Source organism: Ruegeria sp. HKCCA4008 (assembly GCF_013033125.1).
Classification (GTDB): domain Bacteria; phylum Pseudomonadota; class Alphaproteobacteria; order Rhodobacterales; family Rhodobacteraceae; genus Ruegeria.
Map to the genome: position 1 here is coordinate 43,741 of NZ_WQDM01000011.1, position 17,601 is coordinate 61,341.

The following is a 17,601-nucleotide window of genomic DNA, read 5'->3' on the forward strand; positions in this document are numbered from 1 at the left end:
ACGATCTGGGCGCAACAAGGATACAGTCATCCCAAAAGGCTACAAAATGACCGTTTCAGCAACCGGTCCCGCGCAGAACCGCAAAAATTGTCCGAAACAGGATATGCATGTCCGTCTTGAGCGACATATCCTTCCAGTATTCCACATCATGCTGCGCGCGCTCGGCGAATGTCGAGTTATTCCGGTTGGAGACCTGCCATGAGCCGGTAATCCCAGGGCGCATTCTGTAGTACATGTTGTTTGGATAAAGCTCTTTCTGGCAAACCATCATGGGGCGGGGGCCAACCACGGACATTTCGCCAACGAAAACATTCCAGAATTGCGGCAACTCATCCATCGAGGATTTGCGCAGGAATGTCCCGAACTTGATGATGCGCGGATCATTCCGCAGTTTCTGGTCGCGATTCCATTCCTCACGGGCTTCAGGGTTTTCTTTCAGATGTTCTTGCAGCACATTTTCGGCGTCATGCACCATTGTGCGTAGCTTGATCATCTTGAACGCCTTGCCGTTCTTGCCCAGCCGTTCCTGCCGATAAAACGGAGTCACGCCCTGGAATGCCAAAAATGCGGCCAGCATAAGAACAAAAGGCACAACGAAAGGTGCTGCGAGCAAAGCGAACGTAATGTCAAAAAGACGCTTGCCCACACTTCTGTACACCCCTCGACACGGCAACGGAGTGGGTACAACAGAAATACCGGAGTAGCCCGCGCCAGCGTTGGCCACTTCTTTCGAATGACTTGTCACTATTTAAACCCCCAACACACACAATTACTCACGAACCACTCACCAAACTTACGAACCGAACACGCTCGACCTCAACCACATATATTTAAAATCTTATATTTTTATACCACTTCGACCCTGCACTTACTCACTTGCGAGGCCGCTTTCCCGTATCCAACTGTTAACAAATTCCACCTGCCTTGCAAAACATTAATGCTGGCGAACGTGTTCTCTGGTCGCTGAATACAGGTGCTTTTTTACAGTATCGTGAAGATGCGATCAGCTGATTGGCCGCAAATTCATGAACTTTCGTTTCCCCGCAGGACACAATGAGCGAAAATTTCACCCTTTAGGTTTGATTTCCGCCCTTAGAATCTTTTTTAATGTGTGATCACATCAGGTTCTGGTCGCCTCTTTTTTGGTCAACCTAATAAGGACGCAACGGAAACAATCGCACCGATCACTTCAGATTGAGAAAGCGAGAAGGTCAATTCACCGCGTGTGCAGTTTAGTGGTGCCTGCTATCTTGATTTTGTGACAAACTAGTATCCAAGTACTTTTTGTTTATGTGATGTGTTCGTTGTGTAAGGGATTTCTGGTGGTTCAGAGTATGAGTTTGGATAATCTCCGGGGGGCCAGTACGAGGTTTGACAAGGCAGAAGGCAACCGAGGTGCAATGGCGTCCAGCGACGGGTTTTATCTAGATTATTTCGGGCTTGACCGACGGCCCTTCACGCTGCTTCCGGATCCCGGATTCATGTACTGGTCGCCGCTGCACAAGCGCGGTTACTCGGTCCTGCAATTCGGCATCATGAGCTGTGCGCCCATCACCGTGCTGACCGGGGAAATCGGGGCCGGGAAAACCACCCTGATACAGCATCTCCTCAGCGAGATGGAGCAGTCGATCACGGTTGGGCTAATTTCGAATGCGCAGGGCGGTCGCGGAGAGCTGCTGCAATGGGTCCTGCACGCGCTGGGTCTGCCGATCGAGGCGGATGCAAGCTATGTACAGATATTCCGGGCGCTGCAGGATTTCCTGGTCGCGGAATATGCAGAAGGGCGGCGTGTGGTTCTGATCTTTGACGAAGCGCAGAACCTGACCGTCGAAGGGTTGGAAGAAATCCGGATGCTGACCAATATCAACTCGAACACGGATGAGCTGATCCAGCTTGTTCTGGTTGGTCAGCCTGAATTGCGCGACATGGTTCTTGATCCCAAGATGCGCCAGCTGACACAGCGCGTGGCCGCAAGTTTTCATCTTGAACGGATGGATGAGTCTTCGGTCGAAGCCTATATCAGGCATAGGATGAAAACGGCTGGCGGTTCAGGCGATGAATTCACCGAAGAAGCCTGCAAGCAGATTTTCAAACAAACGCGCGGTGTTCCGCGACTTGTGAATCAGTTCTGCGACTTTGCCCTGCTTTATGCCTGGACGAATGAGGCCGAGAAGGTGGATGAAGAGGTTGTGGAGCAAGTTGTCAGAGATGGCGTGTTCTTTGGCGGAAACTCACTCGAGAAGGAGCTGACAGTCTGATATGGGCCCGGTTCGCTATTACTTTTCCATTTTCCTGAGACGGTTTCCGTATTTCCTGATCGTCGCCCTGATCGTGTCTGTAGCGTCATTCATTGTCGCCAGAACGTTGCCTGCCACATATGTCTCGACCATGCGCCTGATTGTTGAATCACCTCAGATTCCGGGCAGTCTGGCGGCCAGTACTGTCACCACACCTGCGGCGGAACAGCTTCAGATCATCGAACAGCGCCTGCTGACCCGTCCGGTCCTTCTGGAGATCGCACGTGAGTTTCAGGTGCTGCCCGATCAGGATGAGGCAAGCCCTGACCAGATCGTCAAAGCCATGCGCAAGAACACCTCGATCTGGACTTCTGGCGGCCTCAATCAAGCCAATCTGATGACGATCACCTTCGAAGCGCGCAGTGGCCAGATTGCGGCAGGTGTGTTGAACAAATACCTGACGGAAATCCAGAAGCTGGATGTCGCCTATCGCAAGGAACGGGCCACAGATACCCTGGCGTTCTTCGAGCTCGAAGTAGAACGGCTGAGCGACGAGTTGAGCCGGCGCAGCGCCCGCATTCTCGAATTCAAGAATGAAAACTCCGGCGCTCTGCCCGACAGCCTGCAATTTCGGCTGGCACAGCAGGGGGCATTGCAGACGAATCTTGAACAGACGGATCAGCAGATCTTTTCGCTCAAAGCGCAGCGCGAAAAGTTGGTCAATATCTTCAGTTCAACCGGTCAGGTTGTCGGGGTCTCCCAGCAGAACCTGTCCCCTGCGCAACAACAACTGAACCAGTTGCGCAATCAACTGGATAATCAGCGTGTGATTTATTCCGAAAACAACCCTCAGATTAAGTTGTTGCAAGCCCGGATCGAAAAGCTTGAGGAAGTGGTTGCCGCCGAACAGGCGACAAACCCAGCCCCGGTTGATGTGCAAACAGGCAATTCGGCCCTTGATCTGCAACTGGCCCAGGTCGACTCGCAGATTTCGGCGTTGGAGGATCAGAAGCGGATTATGGAAGACCGTCTTAACGCTCTGACGTTGACCATCGATCAGACGCCGGCCAATGCCATCACACTATCTGAACTGCAGCGCGAACATGACAACATCCAAACCCAGTACAATGCCGCAGTCAGCCGTCTGGCCGCAGCCTCGACCGGGGAACGGATTGAGGTCACGTCCCAAGGGCAACGTATTTCCGTCATTGAGCATCCCTCTACGCCAAGCGAGCCTTCGAAACCCAACCGCCTGATGATTGCCGGAGGGGGATCGGCCTTTGGTATCCTGCTAGGGCTGGGGCTGGTGGTTTTGCTGGAGGTCCTGAACCGGTCCGTGCGTCGACCCGAAGACCTGATCAACAAGCTTGAGGTCTGGCCGATCGCCACTATTCCCTATGCTCCATCACGCGGTGAAGTGTTGATGCAGCGCGCGGTATGGGGTGGGATCATACTGGCTATTCTAATCGGAGTGCCAGCCGGGGTCTGGGCGGTGCATACCTATTACCTGCCCCTCGATCTTATTACCGAGAGAGTGATGGATAAACTGGAGACATACTGGTGAGTATTGTTTCGATTGATTTGGTGAATGTGTGATGGACCGTCTTCAGAAAGCGATTCAAAAGGCGCGCGAGGAACGGCAGAGCCGCGAAAGCCCGCCGCCGGTCATGGAACAACCGCCCCGTCACGCCCCGTCAGAAGACACTCGTGACGCCCGGTGGCAAAGCGTGCCCGAGATACAGATCGACCCAAAGCTCGCAGTGCGCAACCGGCTTGCATCTCTGGCTGGCGGCGGAGACGCCACCCCCTACGACATGTTGCGGACCAAGATGCTGCAGCAGATCTTGTCCAACAAATGGCGCAGGGTGGCATTGACCTCCCCGTACAGCGGGTGCGGCAAAAGCACGACGACGGCCAACCTGGCGTTCAGCCTGGGGCGGCAGGAAGATCTGCGGACGATCGTGATCGATTTCGACATGCGGCGCAGGGGGCTGGCCGAGATTCTGAAGCAAACCGGCAACCACAGTATGGCCGACGTCATTCAGGGGTCGGTGCCGTTTCACGAACATGCACTGCGGTATGGCAAGAACGTGATCTTCGGGCTGAATTACACGCCCACGCGCAACCCGGCGGAGATCTTGCAAAGCCGACGGGCGATCGAATTTCTCGAACAGCTCGAGGCGGATTACAAACCCGACATCATTCTGTTCGACACGCCCCCCCTGATGATGAGCGATGACAGCCACGGCTTTCTCAGGAATGTCGATTGTGCCCTGCTTCTGGCGGCCGCCGAAGAGACCAGCATCGACCATATCGACGTTTCCGAACAGCAACTGGCGGAACTGACCAGCGTCATGGGGATCGTGTTGAACAAATGCCGATACATCAGCGGAACGTTTGGCAATGAGTACGGATCCTACTGACACGGCCCCGGCCGATGCGGTGATCATTCCCCATTACAACGATTTGCCCCGGCTGGAACGGTGTCTTCTTGCCCTCAGAGAAAATGATCTGACGGCGACGGAAATCGTTGTCGTTGACAACAACTCTCCGGTGTCGCTGGACACGATGCGCCAGACCTTTCCCGAGGTGCGTTTTGTGGTGGAAACCCAAAAGGGCGCGGCCCATGCCCGCAATCGCGGCGTTGCAGAAACCAGGGCGCCCCGGCTGTTTTTCATCGATGCCGATTGCGTACCCGCGCCGGACTGGCTGAGCGTCGGGCGTCAGGTCGCGGATCAGGCCGATCTGATTGGTGGCCGGGTCGATGTCTTTGACGAAACCCCGCCCCCGCGCAGCGGCGCAGAAGCGTTCGAGGCTGTTTTTGCATTCAACTTCCGCAGGTATATCGAGGTTCAGGGGTTTTCCGGTGCCGGCAACCTGCTGACCCGACGCGATGTGTTCGATGCGATCGGCGGGTTCATCAACGGTGTCTCGGAGGATCGGGAATGGACCATGCGCGCGGTCGCGCACGGGTATAGCCTGATCTACCGGGACGACTTTCGTGTCAGTCATCCATCCCGGCAGAATTGGCCCGCGCTCAAGGCCAAGTGGCGGCGCACGACCCAAGAGGCATATCTGCTGCATGGCACCAATGCCGCCGCGCGCATGCGGTGGGCGATCCGTGGATTGGCCATGCCGGCCAGTGCAATTGTGCACACCCCGAAAATCCTCAGCAGCAACAAGCTGTCCTCGGCGGGCGAAACCAGCCGGGCGGTCATCACGCTGTTCCGGCTCAGATGTCAGCGGATGATCTGGATGTTGCGCCAGGCAGCAGGTGGCAACATCTGATCAAAAGAAAAGGGACCGCGAAACGGCCCCTTGTCCTGTTCTTCAGGTTTGTGTGTCGCTCAGGCGGCCTTGCGGCGACGCGTCAGAGCCAAACCACCAAGCGCTGTCAGAAGCAGCAGACCACCGGCGGGCAGCGGAACTGGTGCGACGTCGAAATCAAACGTAACCGGCACCGGATTGCCATTGGCATCGGTCGCCCCTTGAGAGTTGGCCCAGCTAAACACCAAATTCTGGCTCAAGGTGTTCGGGCTGACGCTGCTGAACAGCGTGCTGAGTGTCGTCTGAACACCACCCAGAACCGACGTCGATGCCAGCACGTTGGCCGGATTCAAGGCGTCGACCCAGCTCACCGTCAGACCTGTGAACGTGCTCAGCAGATTGATGGTGATCGAAGCGTTCGCAACACCAAAAAGAGGATCAATGGGTGACTGGAAGTTGATCATGTAAACCCCGGGCCCACCCATCGTGGAAACCGTACCTGAGAAGAGCGTGTCGGAGGTGATGTCATATCCACCCCCCGGCAGAGGACCACCACCCGCTGACACCGAGGTCAGAGCGCTGGCCGATCCAGCCATCATCACAGCAGTAGCAAGCCCCGCCGCCATCATCTTAAAAGTTCTAAACATACAAAGTCCCACCTTTGATTTTTATACACACAACCCGCTCGAAATCTCGGCAGGGCACCTACTGCAATTATTGATAATTCATTTCTATTTGATTGCGAAGGATTTTTCTCGGAATTGTGGCTTTTTTTTGGCGCGAAGGCCCATTGCTCGGCACAATGGATGCCCAAGTTACAGTTTGTTTCCCCATCGTGAACCAGAATCACCCGAATAAGGCGAATCTGCGTCTTGAAGACAGCGTGGATATTCAAGGAGTCCAAGATGTTCTGATAGCCCCACTTAGGCCATGTTGACAAATGGCCGAACCACATTCGGATTGAGGTGATATCGGTGAAACCTCGGAAGCTTTCCGCTGTTTTATCGTAGCAGGTTGCAACACGTCGCGCGTTCATGGAATTCCTGACGCTTTCAGCATTGTAACCACGATCCGCCAGCTACATTCTCGGTTACGGCAGGTTCGGCCATGATTGAACCCTAGATAGTCTGAAGTCAGCCCTAGCGTGATCTCTACTCTCATGGACAGGCCATGGGCATTGACGAGGAAGTGGATCACCTCTCGAACGGCCAAAACCTTACCGCAAGTCCCCCTTTGGCACACGCTGCCTGATGATGGGCGTCATGGAACCTCTGCCCCAGCCAGCCCGTCGCTCGATCACCTTTGATCGGGGCTTCGAGTTCCGTGCTGGGCGCAAGCTGAAGGCCGGCATCGGCACAGAAAGCTGGTTCTGCGATCCGCAAACACTCTGGCAGAAAGGATCGATCGAGAACCTGAACAAGCGAGCGCGCAGAAATCTCCCGCGAGACACCCAACTCGCAGCGCTCTCAAATCGCACTTCGAAGGCGATTTGAGGGCGCCTGAACCGCACGCCCAGAAAGTGCCTTAGATAGCGCACCCCGATCGAGGGCTTCAGGGAAGAGATGATGAAACTGAGATAGCGGAAAACGTCGCAACGACCCTGGAACCATCAGTACTGGAGCTTCTATCCCAGTATCCGGATCTGACCTCTCATACCTATCTCGACATGCCATTTGTTCTGGCGCCGATTTTCTGGGACCGGTTCTTTGGGCGCTTCCGTCGGGAGGGCAAAACCCGCGAACGCGCTCATGGCGATGGGGTACAAATTGGGTTCGACAGCCCCGAAAGCTTTGAAGAGGTATTTTGGAAAGCGCATTGGCCCGATCATTATCGGCATGCACAGCAGATTCCGCTTTGGAAACCGCGTCATCACGATACAGAGGCGACAGCATTTTTCGCAAACGCATGCAAAAGATTGTGCCCCTCAGGCGGTCCGAGAACAGCCCCGTGGTGCGCTATGTCTCAAAGAATAACGCCAACATCGAACGTGTGGACCTTTTGCCAGAGATGTTGCCCGATGCTCATATTCTGGTTGTCTTGCGTCATCCACTAGAACACGCGGCCTCGCTTTTGCGTCAGTATGGAAATTTTGCCATACAACAGTCCGCGAATTCGTTTGTCACACGGTATATGGTAGATGTCGGCCATTTCGAGTTTGGAGAACTGCATCGCCCGTTCGGATTTTTCGGACTGCCAGACGACGCAACACCTGACACGTATGATTATTGGCTGACCTATTGGGTCGCCGTGTTCTGACATGTCGAAGAACGGTACGAACACGTTCAGATATTGCCCTATGAAGCGCTTTGTTCCGATCCCCAACCGGTCCTGCAACAACTGTGCCTAGCGCTGGATCTGGATCCGGATGGATTATTCGGAGCGACCGATCTGATCCGCCCACTGACACTTAAAACCGATCCTGAACAGTTTTCACCGGCACTGGTCGCGAAGGCCGAGGCGATCTATGCCTCGCTTGCCACGCGCTCCGGCTACCCGCAGGCGCGTGGTGATCAGGAACAGACCCAGACGGACCGGTCGGCATAATCCAACGGATAGCGCCGGGCCTCTTCTACAAGCGCAGCCAGGTAGGTTCCGGCCACAAACACCATAGACCAGATAAGCTCTCCGTCTGGGGTGATTTCTAAAACATGACCAGACATGCTTTCGGTCAATAGGATGTTCCCATTGGGCAAAGTCTGGCGCGCGCGCTGGCGAAATCACGCCCGGGCGCCATAGTCAAAAACCGTGACTGTCCCGTCCGGCGCGATGTCCGGATCATGCCGCTGTCCCCATGGACCGTGCTGCATCCAGACGATCTTGCCACTGGCTTTGTTAAGCACAGCCAGCGCGTTGAAATTACGCATGGACAGCAGTAAGTCACCAGCATTCCGAACCAGGAATGCGCGCACGAAATACAGGAGTGACAACTTTGATATCATTGAGATGTACGGAACCTAGATCTTCCTGATTGAGCCCGTAGATGATGTCAAACTCCTGTTTCACAGCCAGCCAGTCGATTGTCGGCTCAAGGATCGGGATATCTTCGACAACGCGCCCCTTTGGATCAATCCGCAGTTTCTCAGCCGCGGGCCAGCGCCGACGGCGGCCGCCATCGGTGATGATTTCTATCTCAGACATAAGCATGTGCTTAAGGCTATCCTTAAGCCTCCTTGGTCAAACCAAGGTGTCCGGTCGAAATGGGGGCAAGTTCACCGTGATCGAGTGATGGGTCATCTGATCAACGGCCCAGACAACATCACCACAAGGGCCAAGACGTATCGGGCCGCGTTCTGCGAAATTGATGAGGACAGACCCGTCTTCCTGCAGATCAATTCCTTGCGCGTGATATCCCCCTGATCCTTGGGAGATTGCGCTGGCAGGCACGATATGGGTCGGCTCAGGCCAGAAGGCGTGAAAATCCAGCGGCCACTCACGCAGAAGCGTACAATCTGCATCGTAGACCTGTGCCTGCATGCCTTCGTCGAACATGCCCTGAATAACCGTAAGCCCGGCCCAACTGCGTTCAGGGTCATACTTTACCAAACCAACGCCTTCATACCAGCGCGGCATCCACCCGGTGTCGCGATACCGCAGGCCGCGGATCAGTTCCAATGCCGTATCCTTGGCCTCGCGGATCAAAGCCGTCGATGGCAGGTTCAGAACCGCGCCCAAACGCCCGCAAGAAAAACGAGTATCGCACCACTTGCCAGAAAAAGGACAAGCCTCAATACATTCCTACTCATTACCACAAGGTACTCCGGCTAATTAACTTTATAGAATATTTCCTTCAAAGGGCGTGCATCCTTCACGTCATATTCGATCATCCACGCAGTTTCTAACGCTGATAACTTGTGTTCGATCCGCAAGGCCGAGAACGGCAGGTCTGCCGTCTCGACAAATCGATGGCAAAGGCCGTTCATCTCGGTAGCTTTGGCTTGCCAGGCGAACTGATTGGATCTGACACTGCGCCCTGCTTCATCCAGTTGAGTTGCAACAATCTGACCAGTGCCAAGGTTGATATCAGCGCAGGTCTGGCCGATCAGAACGGCCATCTTGCCAGAATAACAAAGTGCGCCAGTCACCTCACCGCCTAATGGGAAACAGGTAGATTGCGCTGGCAAGGGCGTCAAATCTTCAAAACAGACAAAGAGTGTACCCTCAGCCATAAAAACAGCCCCTTCTGCGGGGAACCCCATACACGCCTGCGGTGGCGTCAAAACCGAGCCGGCATAGTCGTTCGCACCATTACGAACCTGAAAAATAGAGTTCATATCCACCCCGCGGTGAAACACACTCGGTGTTTGAAAACTGCCAAACTTTAGAGGCGGGAAAAAAGGCTCACCGACTGAACGGATCGGCGTGGTCATAACGTCGAACCCATCGAGCAACCGGGCTCGCTCGACAATCGCATCCGCCAATTCAATGTCCCGCTCCGCCGTTTGGTTAAACAAGAGCCAGATATGTGATGAGGCAACTGCCTGACTTACGCCAAAAACCAAGCACAAACTCATCCCCCCAGCCAGCACCAGACGTGATACAGGCATCCCTTCCATCGCCTGCGCGATAACTGTGGCCGAAGCCAAAACAATGCCCGCAAAGATAAATCCGACAAACCCGATGCTACGCCCTATCAAATAGGGTTCCGGATAAAGAAACCAGATCAGAACCGGTAAGATGAAAAGCGCACCTAGTCCTCCGACTAACACGCGCAGTCCTCCCGCCCAACCACCTGCAGCAAGCCTACTGTTGGCAAAGACGGCTATTGCCGCCGCGGCCAAAACCAAGATGCAGGCTGCGGCTACACTCAGCAAAAACAGGCGTCGATAAAAAGACGGCATCCCCAGAAGCCCACCGCTATGTATCAACCTCTCGATCCAGTAGAGCGCAGACAGCTTATCGGCAAGTACAGCAATATCCACACCACCCGAGAAACGGAAATTTGCCTTGAGATCCAGAGCGTAAATCGTAGCATCACGTTGCAGCTGATACAGGATCAGAGCTGCACTTGAGATGATCAGGACCCTCAACAGACAAAACAGGCATTGCCGGTGATCAAACCGATCAACCCGGATCAGAACCAGAGCCGGAATAAGAAACCCCAACAAAACATAGCTTTGATAAAAGCCAATGGATATGGCCAGCAGTTCAGCGGCTACAGCCATTCGCAGAATCAGTCCGGAACGCGACCGCGCACCCGAGGGCTCAATCAGTACCATGGCCCCAACAGATGCAAGAAGACCAAGGCAAAACCACGGAGCCAGCGTCTGATAGTGTAAAAGCTCGGTCAGATAGACATGCGAAGACCCGGTCAGAAAAACCACCAGGATGGCAGCTAAGATCAAGACCGACCCCGTCAAAGCAATAGCCCCACGGACAATAAGAACGGAAACTCCGAACAAAGCCGCAAAAACGATGAAGATCAGGGTGGCAATTGGTGCGCCCTGCTCAAAAAGAACTTCGTGGGTCCAATGTGTCGCCCAGCGACCATGAACTTCCGCAAATACACGCTCTAGACCAGCTTCAAATCGCCATTCATCCGGATTGAAGCCAGATCGCGCAATTCCTATTCCGGTAGTGGGCAGAAAAAAAAGGGCTGCAATGATCGCTGATAAAAACAAAAACCGTGCCGGTATCCTGACATTGGTCATAGCAAAGTCCAATTAGGAACCACACAAACCAATGTCACCCTATAGCACCTTTCTTTGAATTCCCGCTTCATTATTAATGAATTTCTTGCCTTTTGTCACCCGACGCCCTGGAGACGAGCGATATGGGAAAGCAGCGTTTCCAAAAGCATACGATCGCCGGGGCATTGTTATTTTACCTAATATTTGAGATCAAAAACCTTAATCGGTGCGTGAACCAGAAAGAGTTGTTGTAACGATGATCAAAGTACAAAAAACGGACGCGAAAAAACGGATGGAGCAGGTCACCGTCAGCTTGTCAATCGTAGTGCCCTGCTTCAACGAAGAAGCGGTTTTGCCGGAACTCATTCGCCGGGTCAGCGCCGTGGCCGAAACATGCGTTGGATCATCCTGGGAGCTCATTCTGGTTGATGACGGATCCACTGATCGCACACGAGACATGATTACGGAGCTTGCGGAAACCAAGCTCAATATCCGTGCAATTATCCTGTCTCGAAACCACGGCCACCAGAAGGCACTTTCAGCCGGGCTGACGTATGTGCGCGGGACAAATATTCTGGTGCTGGATGCGGATCTGCAAGACCCGCCCGAGCTCCTACCCGATATGCTGGAGCTGATGCAGGACGGAGCTGATGTCGTTTATGGGCAACGTCGGCAGCGGGCGGGTGAAACGGTAGCCAAGCGGACAACTGCAGCCGCGTTTTATCGCCTGCTGGATCAACTGACCGATGTCGACATTCCGCTCGATACCGGAGATTTCCGCCTGATGTCCCGCACTGTAGTCGACTACCTGAATACTATGCCGGAAGAAGACCGTTTTATTCGCGGCATGGTCAGCTGGCTAGGGTTTCGGCAAATACCATTGCCGTATGACCGTGCAGAACGCTTTGCCGGGGAAACCAAGTACCCGTTCAAAAAAATGCTGCGCCTGGCCGTCGATGCTATCACCGGATTTTCCATTGTTCCGCTACGGCTGGCAACATGGCTGGCACTTTTGACCACCGTACTAGGGCTGACTTTGATCGTATGGGTCTTATTCCAATGGTTTACCGGGGATGTCGTCTCGGGCTGGTCCTCGGTGATGGTGGTGGTACTATTGGTGAGCTCGGTTCAGCTTCTGACAATTGGTATTCTTGGGGAATATATTGGCAGGCTCTATCTGCAAAGCAAACGACGCCCCCACTTTGTGGTGGAGCGCGTCGTTTCAGGTCCGGACGAGCACTCGTGAAACCCTTTGATCTAAGAAGTATCCTGTCCTTCGGGGTTGTTGGTATCCTCGCTACAGTCACTCACGCTCTTGTTGCGATTGCATTGATTGAAATCTGCAGCCTGCATCCATTCTCAGCCAACGCATTTGGCTTTGGAGCAGGGTTCATAGTATCCTATTTCGGTCATCACCGATTCAGCTTTCAATCCGAGGCTGACAGCGTCAGGAATTCCATGAGCGCGCGACGTGTTGCAACCCGCTACGATAAAACAGCGGAAAGCTTCCTGGGTTTCACCGATATCACCTCGATCCGAATGTGGTCCCGTCACTTGTCAGCATGGTCTAAAAGACTAAATGCAAACTCTGACGCTATCACACAGGCCCTTTGGCATTTCGCTCGCAGGACCTGCCGGCTATGAGCGTGCCGCAACAAGCCTGCCGTTACGAAGTTCCTTGCGCAGATGCTGGGTGTCAATGCCTTCGCATCATCCGCGGCAACATCGACAGGCCTCGAACAGAGTCGCAGCAACCTCCAGATGCACCAACGCATCTACTTGCGAGCGAAAGGAAAAAGTGGTGTTTCGACGGTGCGGCTCATTGACGGATTTATAACATCCCACGGGTAGATCGAATTTGTAACACAACCACCTTATCCTGTCATACTCTCCAATAGGACGCCGGGGATGATTTTAGAAATCCGTATTTTCTAAAATTGTCCTCGGAACAGTTTTGCTCTAGGGTCAGGATCCATTGATTTCAGCCGCTGTCTATGATTCATCACGTCCAAAACAAGCGGTGAACATGTCTGGCTGCACAACGAGCAGATGGCGCGCCTGATAGGCCGCACCAAGGGTGGCATGAACACGAAACTGCACGCCATCTGCAACAGCCAAGGGCGTCCGCTGAACCCACATCATCACCGCCGGACAGGTCAGTGATTATGTCGGTGTGCGTGCCTTGCTTGGTACCGGACATAGAAGACGACTGCGAACAGGATCACGCCGCTCGGATATTGTGCACCTTTGAATGAGGTCATGAACTGGCTTTCGACTTGAAAAAACAGAAGATCAGTCACCCGCTGGCGGCGCGAGCGTCAATGGTCAAAAGTTTGCAACACAACCTCCTTCAACGCATCTGGCAAACCCCGGCACAAATGAGTAGAAGCGATCTTGTTTTTTAAGTTATGGAAGCCGCTGCATGGAACATCTTTCGTCCCACCACAGCCAAGTGGTCAATGTCCAGCGCCCAAAATACTTTGTGGACATTTCCGGCACCCTTGAACATTCGAAACGAAGCGATTTTCTGACAGGCATGTTGATTGTCACTGAGAACTGACCCGGTATTTTCACCGAGATTTGACCCACCCTCAGTTATGCGCCGTGGTCTATGACGCGGTCAATGTTTTGGTCTCCTTTCCTGTTTTCTTTGCAGCCTCTGAGCTGGCCTTGAAGCGGGAAACAATGGGGTCTGAGGGATCTGTTGCAAACTTTTTTGCCATTGACGCTCAAGAACGCAAAGGTCAAATCGCGCCCGGACTCTGTCCGTTTCGGCAATTTGCGAAACTTGCCTCTTAAACCTGCTGCTACAGCGCGTTCTCTTCATCCAACCAAAACTTCGCAACAGAACCTTGTGTTCCTGTACGCCGTTGCTCAGCCTTAACAATCCAATATCACCGCCTCGAAGCATTTGACGCTTAGAATGCAGCCACCCGAGCAGCTTGACACCCAAGCATCAGGATTTTTTCGTGGTCTGGAAGTTAACGTGACAAAACCCCGGCTCAAATCTTTGCAGCAGAGCCGGTTAGGTCCCGTTCTGCCCCGCGCGCGCCAAATAGAATAAAGACCGCTGCAATCAGGCCAAACCCAGTCAAAAGCACACCGATCCATTCGCTCCAGTGTCGCGGGAGGATGATCCTGACATCTGCCTCTACTCGGGCGAATGTGACAAAGCCGGTTTCTGGATCCCAAGAGAGTGCCAGCGGTGTGCCGTCTGTGGTTTCGGCCTTCATATGCGACCAATACATCAGCGCAACGCGCAGTGGCTTTTCCGGTTGCCCAGAGGCTTCAACGCGAACGATCCACTGACGCGGCGCCTCTTGAACAGGCAGGCTGAAACCGGACCCCGCAGCTTCGATTTCAGCCGTAAGTTCCAGCATGTGTTGCGTCAATCTCCAGATCGGTTGACTCTCAGCTTTGACTTCTTCAGCAAGCGGGTCGAACACTGCTGGTGGCAGGTATTCCGGCGCGCCAATCATCGCGACCGGTTGTCTGCGCGCGGCAATACCTTTTGCAACTCGGTCTGGCACCAGCATTCCTACGGCAAAGAAAGAGATCAACAGCCCCCCAAACCCGATCCAGGCAATCCGGCGCGAACGCCAGTCCGAGGCGAAGGCAGTGCTCAACGTTCCTACAGAAAGCGCAAGCGCCAGATCGGAAACTACAGTCAGCCGGTAGGGAAACTGAACCTTCGCGATGATCCAGTTCTCCCATAGAACCCGTGAGAACGAGCTGTTGAGCACGATAACAAGGATTGCGGGTCCTAACGCCCAGATGATGAGGTTTCTTCTGGTTCCACTCTGCGTCATCAGTACAGCCAGCCCGGCCACGGCGGCGGCGGTCAACTGGCATATCAGAAGAGCAAGTTTGTACATGCTGTCGGGCAGGACATCCGCCCCGATCAGGTACCAGCTTTCTGGAATGAGTTCCTTTGTATAAAGGCCTTCGGGCGACACATCCCCAAGCAACATAATGGCTGGTAGCCAATAAAATGCAGACAGGGCGACCCCCACAATTCCCAGCCCGGCCAGCAGGACAAGCGAGCGCGCAAAGCAGGTGCGATGGATCAAAATCCACGCGACAACGATAACGGCCATCACGTGCACGACCAGAAGCAGGGTCGGCAGATGGCTGAGGCCAAGCCCTGCAAGCCCAACCGGCAAAGACCAGACCGGGCAGCGGTCACGCAGGGCCACAAGCACCCCATGCGCGGCAAGAGGCACGAAAACATAAGCCGCAAACTCACCCGCGGCCTGACGGACCATCCAGTCGATGCCCACATGGTAAGGGGCCAGCGCCCACACGAAGGCAGCCACTAGTGCAGGCTTTGGAGGCAGAAACTGCCGCCCAAAGATCCAGAACGTCACACCTGACAACCAGCAGAGGAAACCGCCGGACAACCCCAAAAGCACCTGCGGGCTGCAATCCGGACAAACCCACTGTGCCGGACCAGCCGCTACATAAAACGGAAGCGGCGCATAAAAGAAAAAATCGAGCCCCCCGACCCCATCCCAAAGGGCAGGCAGAAATCGGGGATAAATCGCGCCCGCATTCAGCGCGTCCGCAAAGGCCACTGCCCAGCTCATGTTGAATCCGTAGGAATGCCCCATCGGTGTACCTATCACCGCGAAGGTCAAAAGGCTGACAGTCAAGGTCGCCAGCACGGTTAACACGATCCAGACGCTACCACGCACTGACTTGTTTCTCCCTGCTAGACTGGAACTTAACCTAAATTTCTCTTAGATTCCAAGGGTTCTGTTGCGAAGTTTTGGTTGGATGAAGAGAACGCGCTGTAGCAGCATGTTTAAGGGATGTGACGCAAACTCTGGGGGCTAGTTGACGAGCATGCGTGATCTGAGGTTTGTACTCGTCGAATAGTTTTCGAACAGGTTGTTTGAGCATTATCTCATTGAAGGGCTGTCATTTCCCCAAGGATGCAGCTTTGTACGCTGTGTACTTCCATTTGCGATACACGGTGTCGTATCGGGACTTGGAAGAAATCCTGGCAGAACGCGGCGTTCAGGTGAACCATGCCACTCTCAACAGGGGGAGTGGAAAGAATGTGGGGATCAAGCCGCTCGGAGTAGACCTTCGCCAAGCCTTCCATCCAAAACTGCGGCCCTTACCGTTGCCACCCGATGCGCGCCTTGCGGGGACCAACGCATCCGGCGCTTCTTGCCCATCCGGGCGTTCGCGACATCATTGACCAGTCCTTCTGCTCGTGATGTCGAGATTGCCTTCTCGTTACGACGCCGACGACCATAATCGACGAGTGCAGCACGATTGTATTCCAGGTAGGTGCGCAGCTCCATTGCTCGTGCAACCGCTGAAAAGGCCGCTTCATTCGTTCGGCCAATTGTTTCGCGGCGCACGCGTATACCAAATCTGAGCAGGGTTTCAATCGCATCAAGTGCCCGATCCGCTTGCCCGTGCCATATGCGCCATCGAAGGCTTTGTGCCAATGGCTCAAGTCCTGGAACCTCGACCCCTTCCAGTAAAGAAAGCAGAGTTTGAAATGTTGTTTCCACATGCCTGATGCGGATCGAAATATGCCACCAGTCCAGGACGTGACTGACATCCGCACCTGTGGCGTCCCTCACCAATCGGGGCAATGCGGGGTCACCATCAGACAGAACCGTTACGGTTGTGCCATCACGCCATCCGGCCGCTTCCAGATTTCGTCGCAGATATTCGCGCGCATTGTTCGAACCAATCACGCTCAATCCAAATCGGCGTTTTTCGCATCCTTTGCTCTCGATGGAACCAACAATGACTTCAAAGTTCCGGCGCTGGTATTCCGGTCTCGACCTCACATATGCGCTATCCAGAAACACTGTAATATCAGGCGGCTTTGGGCGTCGGTCGGTCTCGGAAGCCGCTGTACTTTCGTCGTCTGCAAGGTCGTCAGCGAGGGTCGCGAGTCGATTGCGGATCGTAACATGGTTCTGCTTGCCGCATGGTGTCAATTCATTCAGAAGCCGTGCAGCTTCTCGAAAGCTATGACGCGCTCCCAATTCCGCCTGCAATCGCCGAAGCTCTGGTGTGGCATTACCCGGCAAGAGACGTGTCAGAGGAGAATGCGCGACTTTCAACGTTGGAAATCCCGGGAGTCCACACATGCATATCCGAACACGCGGCGCTTCGACGATGACCCGACCGAAAAGCGTGTCAATGCGGCGGCGGCGGCGGTCATGAACCGGTAGATAGGTGCCACAAAAACGGCAGACACGAGCGATTTCGCCGATCTCTTCAACCTGATCCTGCAGCAGCGCGCGCTGGATCTCATTAAGTATTGATTTCGCCTCGACCAGACACAGTCCAATGTCTTCCTCGGACGCATCAACCGACCGGCGTTCCAGGGTGCAAATCTCGTGTGATCGCTTCTCGCCCCAACCAAACTCAGTCTCTAACCTGATCTTGAATTTCATCGCTATGCCTCCTGCAAAAACAACGAGACATTAGATCAGAAT

Annotated in this window: 17 protein-coding genes and 5 pseudogenes; 12 read left to right on the forward strand and 10 right to left on the reverse strand. The window is 54.2% G+C overall.

Annotated features, from left to right (window positions below; genetic code table 11):
• Positions 1 to 55 precede the first annotated feature (55 nt).
• Positions 56 to 745, reverse strand: coding sequence for a sugar transferase (locus GOW60_RS18800; protein ID WP_371813391.1), 690 nt, complete (start codon positions 743 to 745; stop codon positions 56 to 58).
• A gap of 655 nt (positions 746 to 1,400) precedes the next feature.
• Between GOW60_RS18800 and GOW60_RS18805 the strand changes: the two genes are divergently transcribed.
• The 4 genes from GOW60_RS18805 to GOW60_RS18820 are packed head-to-tail and all read left to right on the forward strand — an operon-like array spanning position 1,401 to position 5,525.
• Entirely contained in the window at positions 1,401 to 2,258 is an 858-nt protein-coding gene (locus tag GOW60_RS18805; RefSeq protein ID WP_171230480.1) for an ExeA family protein, read from the forward strand.
• A 1-nt stretch (position 2,259) separates the two neighbouring features.
• The gene (locus tag GOW60_RS18810; protein ID WP_171230481.1) at positions 2,260 to 3,801 is read left to right on the forward strand and encodes a lipopolysaccharide biosynthesis; all 1,542 of its coding nucleotides are present in this window, start codon (positions 2,260 to 2,262) and stop codon (positions 3,799 to 3,801) included.
• A 31-nt stretch (positions 3,802 to 3,832) separates the two neighbouring features.
• The gene (locus GOW60_RS18815) at positions 3,833 to 4,660 is read left to right on the forward strand and encodes a CpsD/CapB family tyrosine-protein kinase (protein ID WP_171230482.1); all 828 of its coding nucleotides are present in this window, start codon (positions 3,833 to 3,835) and stop codon (positions 4,658 to 4,660) included.
• Complete coding sequence (locus tag GOW60_RS18820; protein ID WP_171230483.1) at positions 4,641 to 5,525, forward strand: glycosyltransferase family 2 protein; 885 nt, start codon at positions 4,641 to 4,643, stop codon at positions 5,523 to 5,525. The genes GOW60_RS18815 and GOW60_RS18820 overlap by 20 nt, the downstream gene beginning before the upstream one ends.
• Positions 5,526 to 5,584: 59 nt before the next feature.
• On the opposite strand, the gene GOW60_RS18825 is transcribed toward GOW60_RS18820, so the two are convergent.
• Together GOW60_RS18825 and GOW60_RS21240 are read right to left on the reverse strand one after the other, a co-directional pair.
• Positions 5,585 to 6,151 (reverse strand): VPLPA-CTERM sorting domain-containing protein, encoded by a 567-nt coding sequence (locus GOW60_RS18825; RefSeq protein ID WP_171230484.1) that lies wholly within the window; start codon positions 6,149 to 6,151, stop codon positions 5,585 to 5,587.
• 284 nt (positions 6,152 to 6,435) lie between these two features.
• Positions 6,436 to 6,763 (reverse strand): annotated as a pseudogene (locus GOW60_RS21240) (IS5/IS1182 family transposase); the annotation flags it as partial.
• Here GOW60_RS21240 and GOW60_RS21025 point away from each other — a divergent pair.
• The 3 genes from GOW60_RS21025 to GOW60_RS18835 all read left to right on the forward strand — a co-directional run bounded on the left by GOW60_RS21025 (position 6,755) and on the right by GOW60_RS18835 (position 8,048).
• Positions 6,755 to 6,997, forward strand: a complete 243-nt coding sequence (locus GOW60_RS21025) for a hypothetical protein (protein WP_254444038.1) — start codon at positions 6,755 to 6,757, stop codon at positions 6,995 to 6,997. The pseudogene GOW60_RS21240 and the gene GOW60_RS21025 overlap by 9 nt on opposite strands.
• Before the next feature lie 361 nt (positions 6,998 to 7,358).
• Positions 7,359 to 7,760, forward strand: coding sequence for a sulfotransferase (locus GOW60_RS18830; protein ID WP_256369194.1), 402 nt, complete (start codon positions 7,359 to 7,361; stop codon positions 7,758 to 7,760).
• 33 nt (positions 7,761 to 7,793) lie between these two features.
• Positions 7,794 to 8,048 carry a hypothetical protein gene (locus tag GOW60_RS18835; protein ID WP_171230486.1) on the forward strand — a complete coding sequence of 85 codons (255 nt, stop codon included), beginning with the start codon at positions 7,794 to 7,796 and terminating at the stop codon, positions 8,046 to 8,048.
• Here the strand turns inward: GOW60_RS18835 and GOW60_RS18840 are convergent.
• The 5 genes from GOW60_RS18840 to GOW60_RS18860 form a co-directional block, all read right to left on the reverse strand.
• Positions 8,015 to 8,164, reverse strand: a complete 150-nt coding sequence (locus GOW60_RS18840) for a hypothetical protein (RefSeq protein WP_171230487.1) — start codon at positions 8,162 to 8,164, stop codon at positions 8,015 to 8,017. The genes GOW60_RS18835 and GOW60_RS18840 overlap by 34 nt on opposite strands.
• 57 nt (positions 8,165 to 8,221) lie before the next feature.
• Positions 8,222 to 8,368 carry a hypothetical protein gene (locus GOW60_RS18845; RefSeq protein ID WP_171230488.1) on the reverse strand — a complete coding sequence of 49 codons (147 nt, stop codon included), beginning with the start codon at positions 8,366 to 8,368 and terminating at the stop codon, positions 8,222 to 8,224.
• A gap of 13 nt (positions 8,369 to 8,381) precedes the next feature.
• Positions 8,382 to 8,642 carry a hypothetical protein gene (locus GOW60_RS18850; RefSeq protein ID WP_171230455.1) on the reverse strand — a complete coding sequence of 87 codons (261 nt, stop codon included), beginning with the start codon at positions 8,640 to 8,642 and terminating at the stop codon, positions 8,382 to 8,384.
• A gap of 36 nt (positions 8,643 to 8,678) precedes the next feature.
• The gene (locus GOW60_RS18855; protein WP_171230489.1) at positions 8,679 to 9,176 is read right to left on the reverse strand and encodes a hypothetical protein; all 498 of its coding nucleotides are present in this window, start codon (positions 9,174 to 9,176) and stop codon (positions 8,679 to 8,681) included.
• Between the two features lie 89 nt (positions 9,177 to 9,265).
• Positions 9,266 to 11,152: a hypothetical protein gene (locus tag GOW60_RS18860; protein ID WP_171230490.1), complete on the reverse strand. Its 1,887-nt coding sequence runs from the start codon at positions 11,150 to 11,152 to the stop codon at positions 9,266 to 9,268.
• 235 nt (positions 11,153 to 11,387) lie between these two features.
• Here GOW60_RS18860 and GOW60_RS18865 point away from each other — a divergent pair, with 235 nt between their 5' ends.
• The 4 genes and pseudogenes from GOW60_RS18865 to GOW60_RS18875 form a co-directional block, all read left to right on the forward strand.
• Positions 11,388 to 12,377 carry a glycosyltransferase family 2 protein gene (locus GOW60_RS18865; RefSeq protein WP_254444032.1) on the forward strand — a complete coding sequence of 330 codons (990 nt, stop codon included), beginning with the start codon at positions 11,388 to 11,390 and terminating at the stop codon, positions 12,375 to 12,377.
• A pseudogene (locus GOW60_RS21485) lies at positions 12,374 to 12,565 on the forward strand (GtrA family protein); the annotation flags it as partial. The gene GOW60_RS18865 and the pseudogene GOW60_RS21485, both read left to right, overlap by 4 nt.
• 27 nt (positions 12,566 to 12,592) lie before the next feature.
• Positions 12,593 to 12,694, forward strand: a pseudogene (locus tag GOW60_RS21245) (IS5/IS1182 family transposase); the annotation flags it as partial.
• A gap of 492 nt (positions 12,695 to 13,186) precedes the next feature.
• A pseudogene (locus GOW60_RS18875) lies at positions 13,187 to 13,319 on the forward strand (IS5/IS1182 family transposase); the annotation flags it as partial.
• An 814-nt stretch (positions 13,320 to 14,133) separates the two neighbouring features.
• On the opposite strand, the gene GOW60_RS18880 reads toward GOW60_RS18875, so the two are convergent.
• Positions 14,134 to 15,825, reverse strand: a complete 1,692-nt coding sequence (locus tag GOW60_RS18880) for a hypothetical protein (protein WP_171230492.1) — start codon at positions 15,823 to 15,825, stop codon at positions 14,134 to 14,136.
• 206 nt (positions 15,826 to 16,031) lie between these two features.
• On the opposite strand from GOW60_RS18880, the pseudogene GOW60_RS18885 reads away from it, so the two are divergent.
• Positions 16,032 to 16,178 (forward strand): annotated as a pseudogene (locus GOW60_RS18885) (IS6 family transposase); the annotation flags it as partial.
• Positions 16,179 to 16,200: 22 nt separating this feature from the next.
• On the opposite strand, the gene GOW60_RS18890 reads toward GOW60_RS18885, so the two are convergent.
• A complete protein-coding gene (locus GOW60_RS18890) occupies positions 16,201 to 17,559 on the reverse strand; it encodes an ISKra4 family transposase (RefSeq protein WP_171230493.1) in 1,359 nt (452 codons plus the stop codon).
• Positions 17,560 to 17,601: the final 42 nt, after the last annotated feature.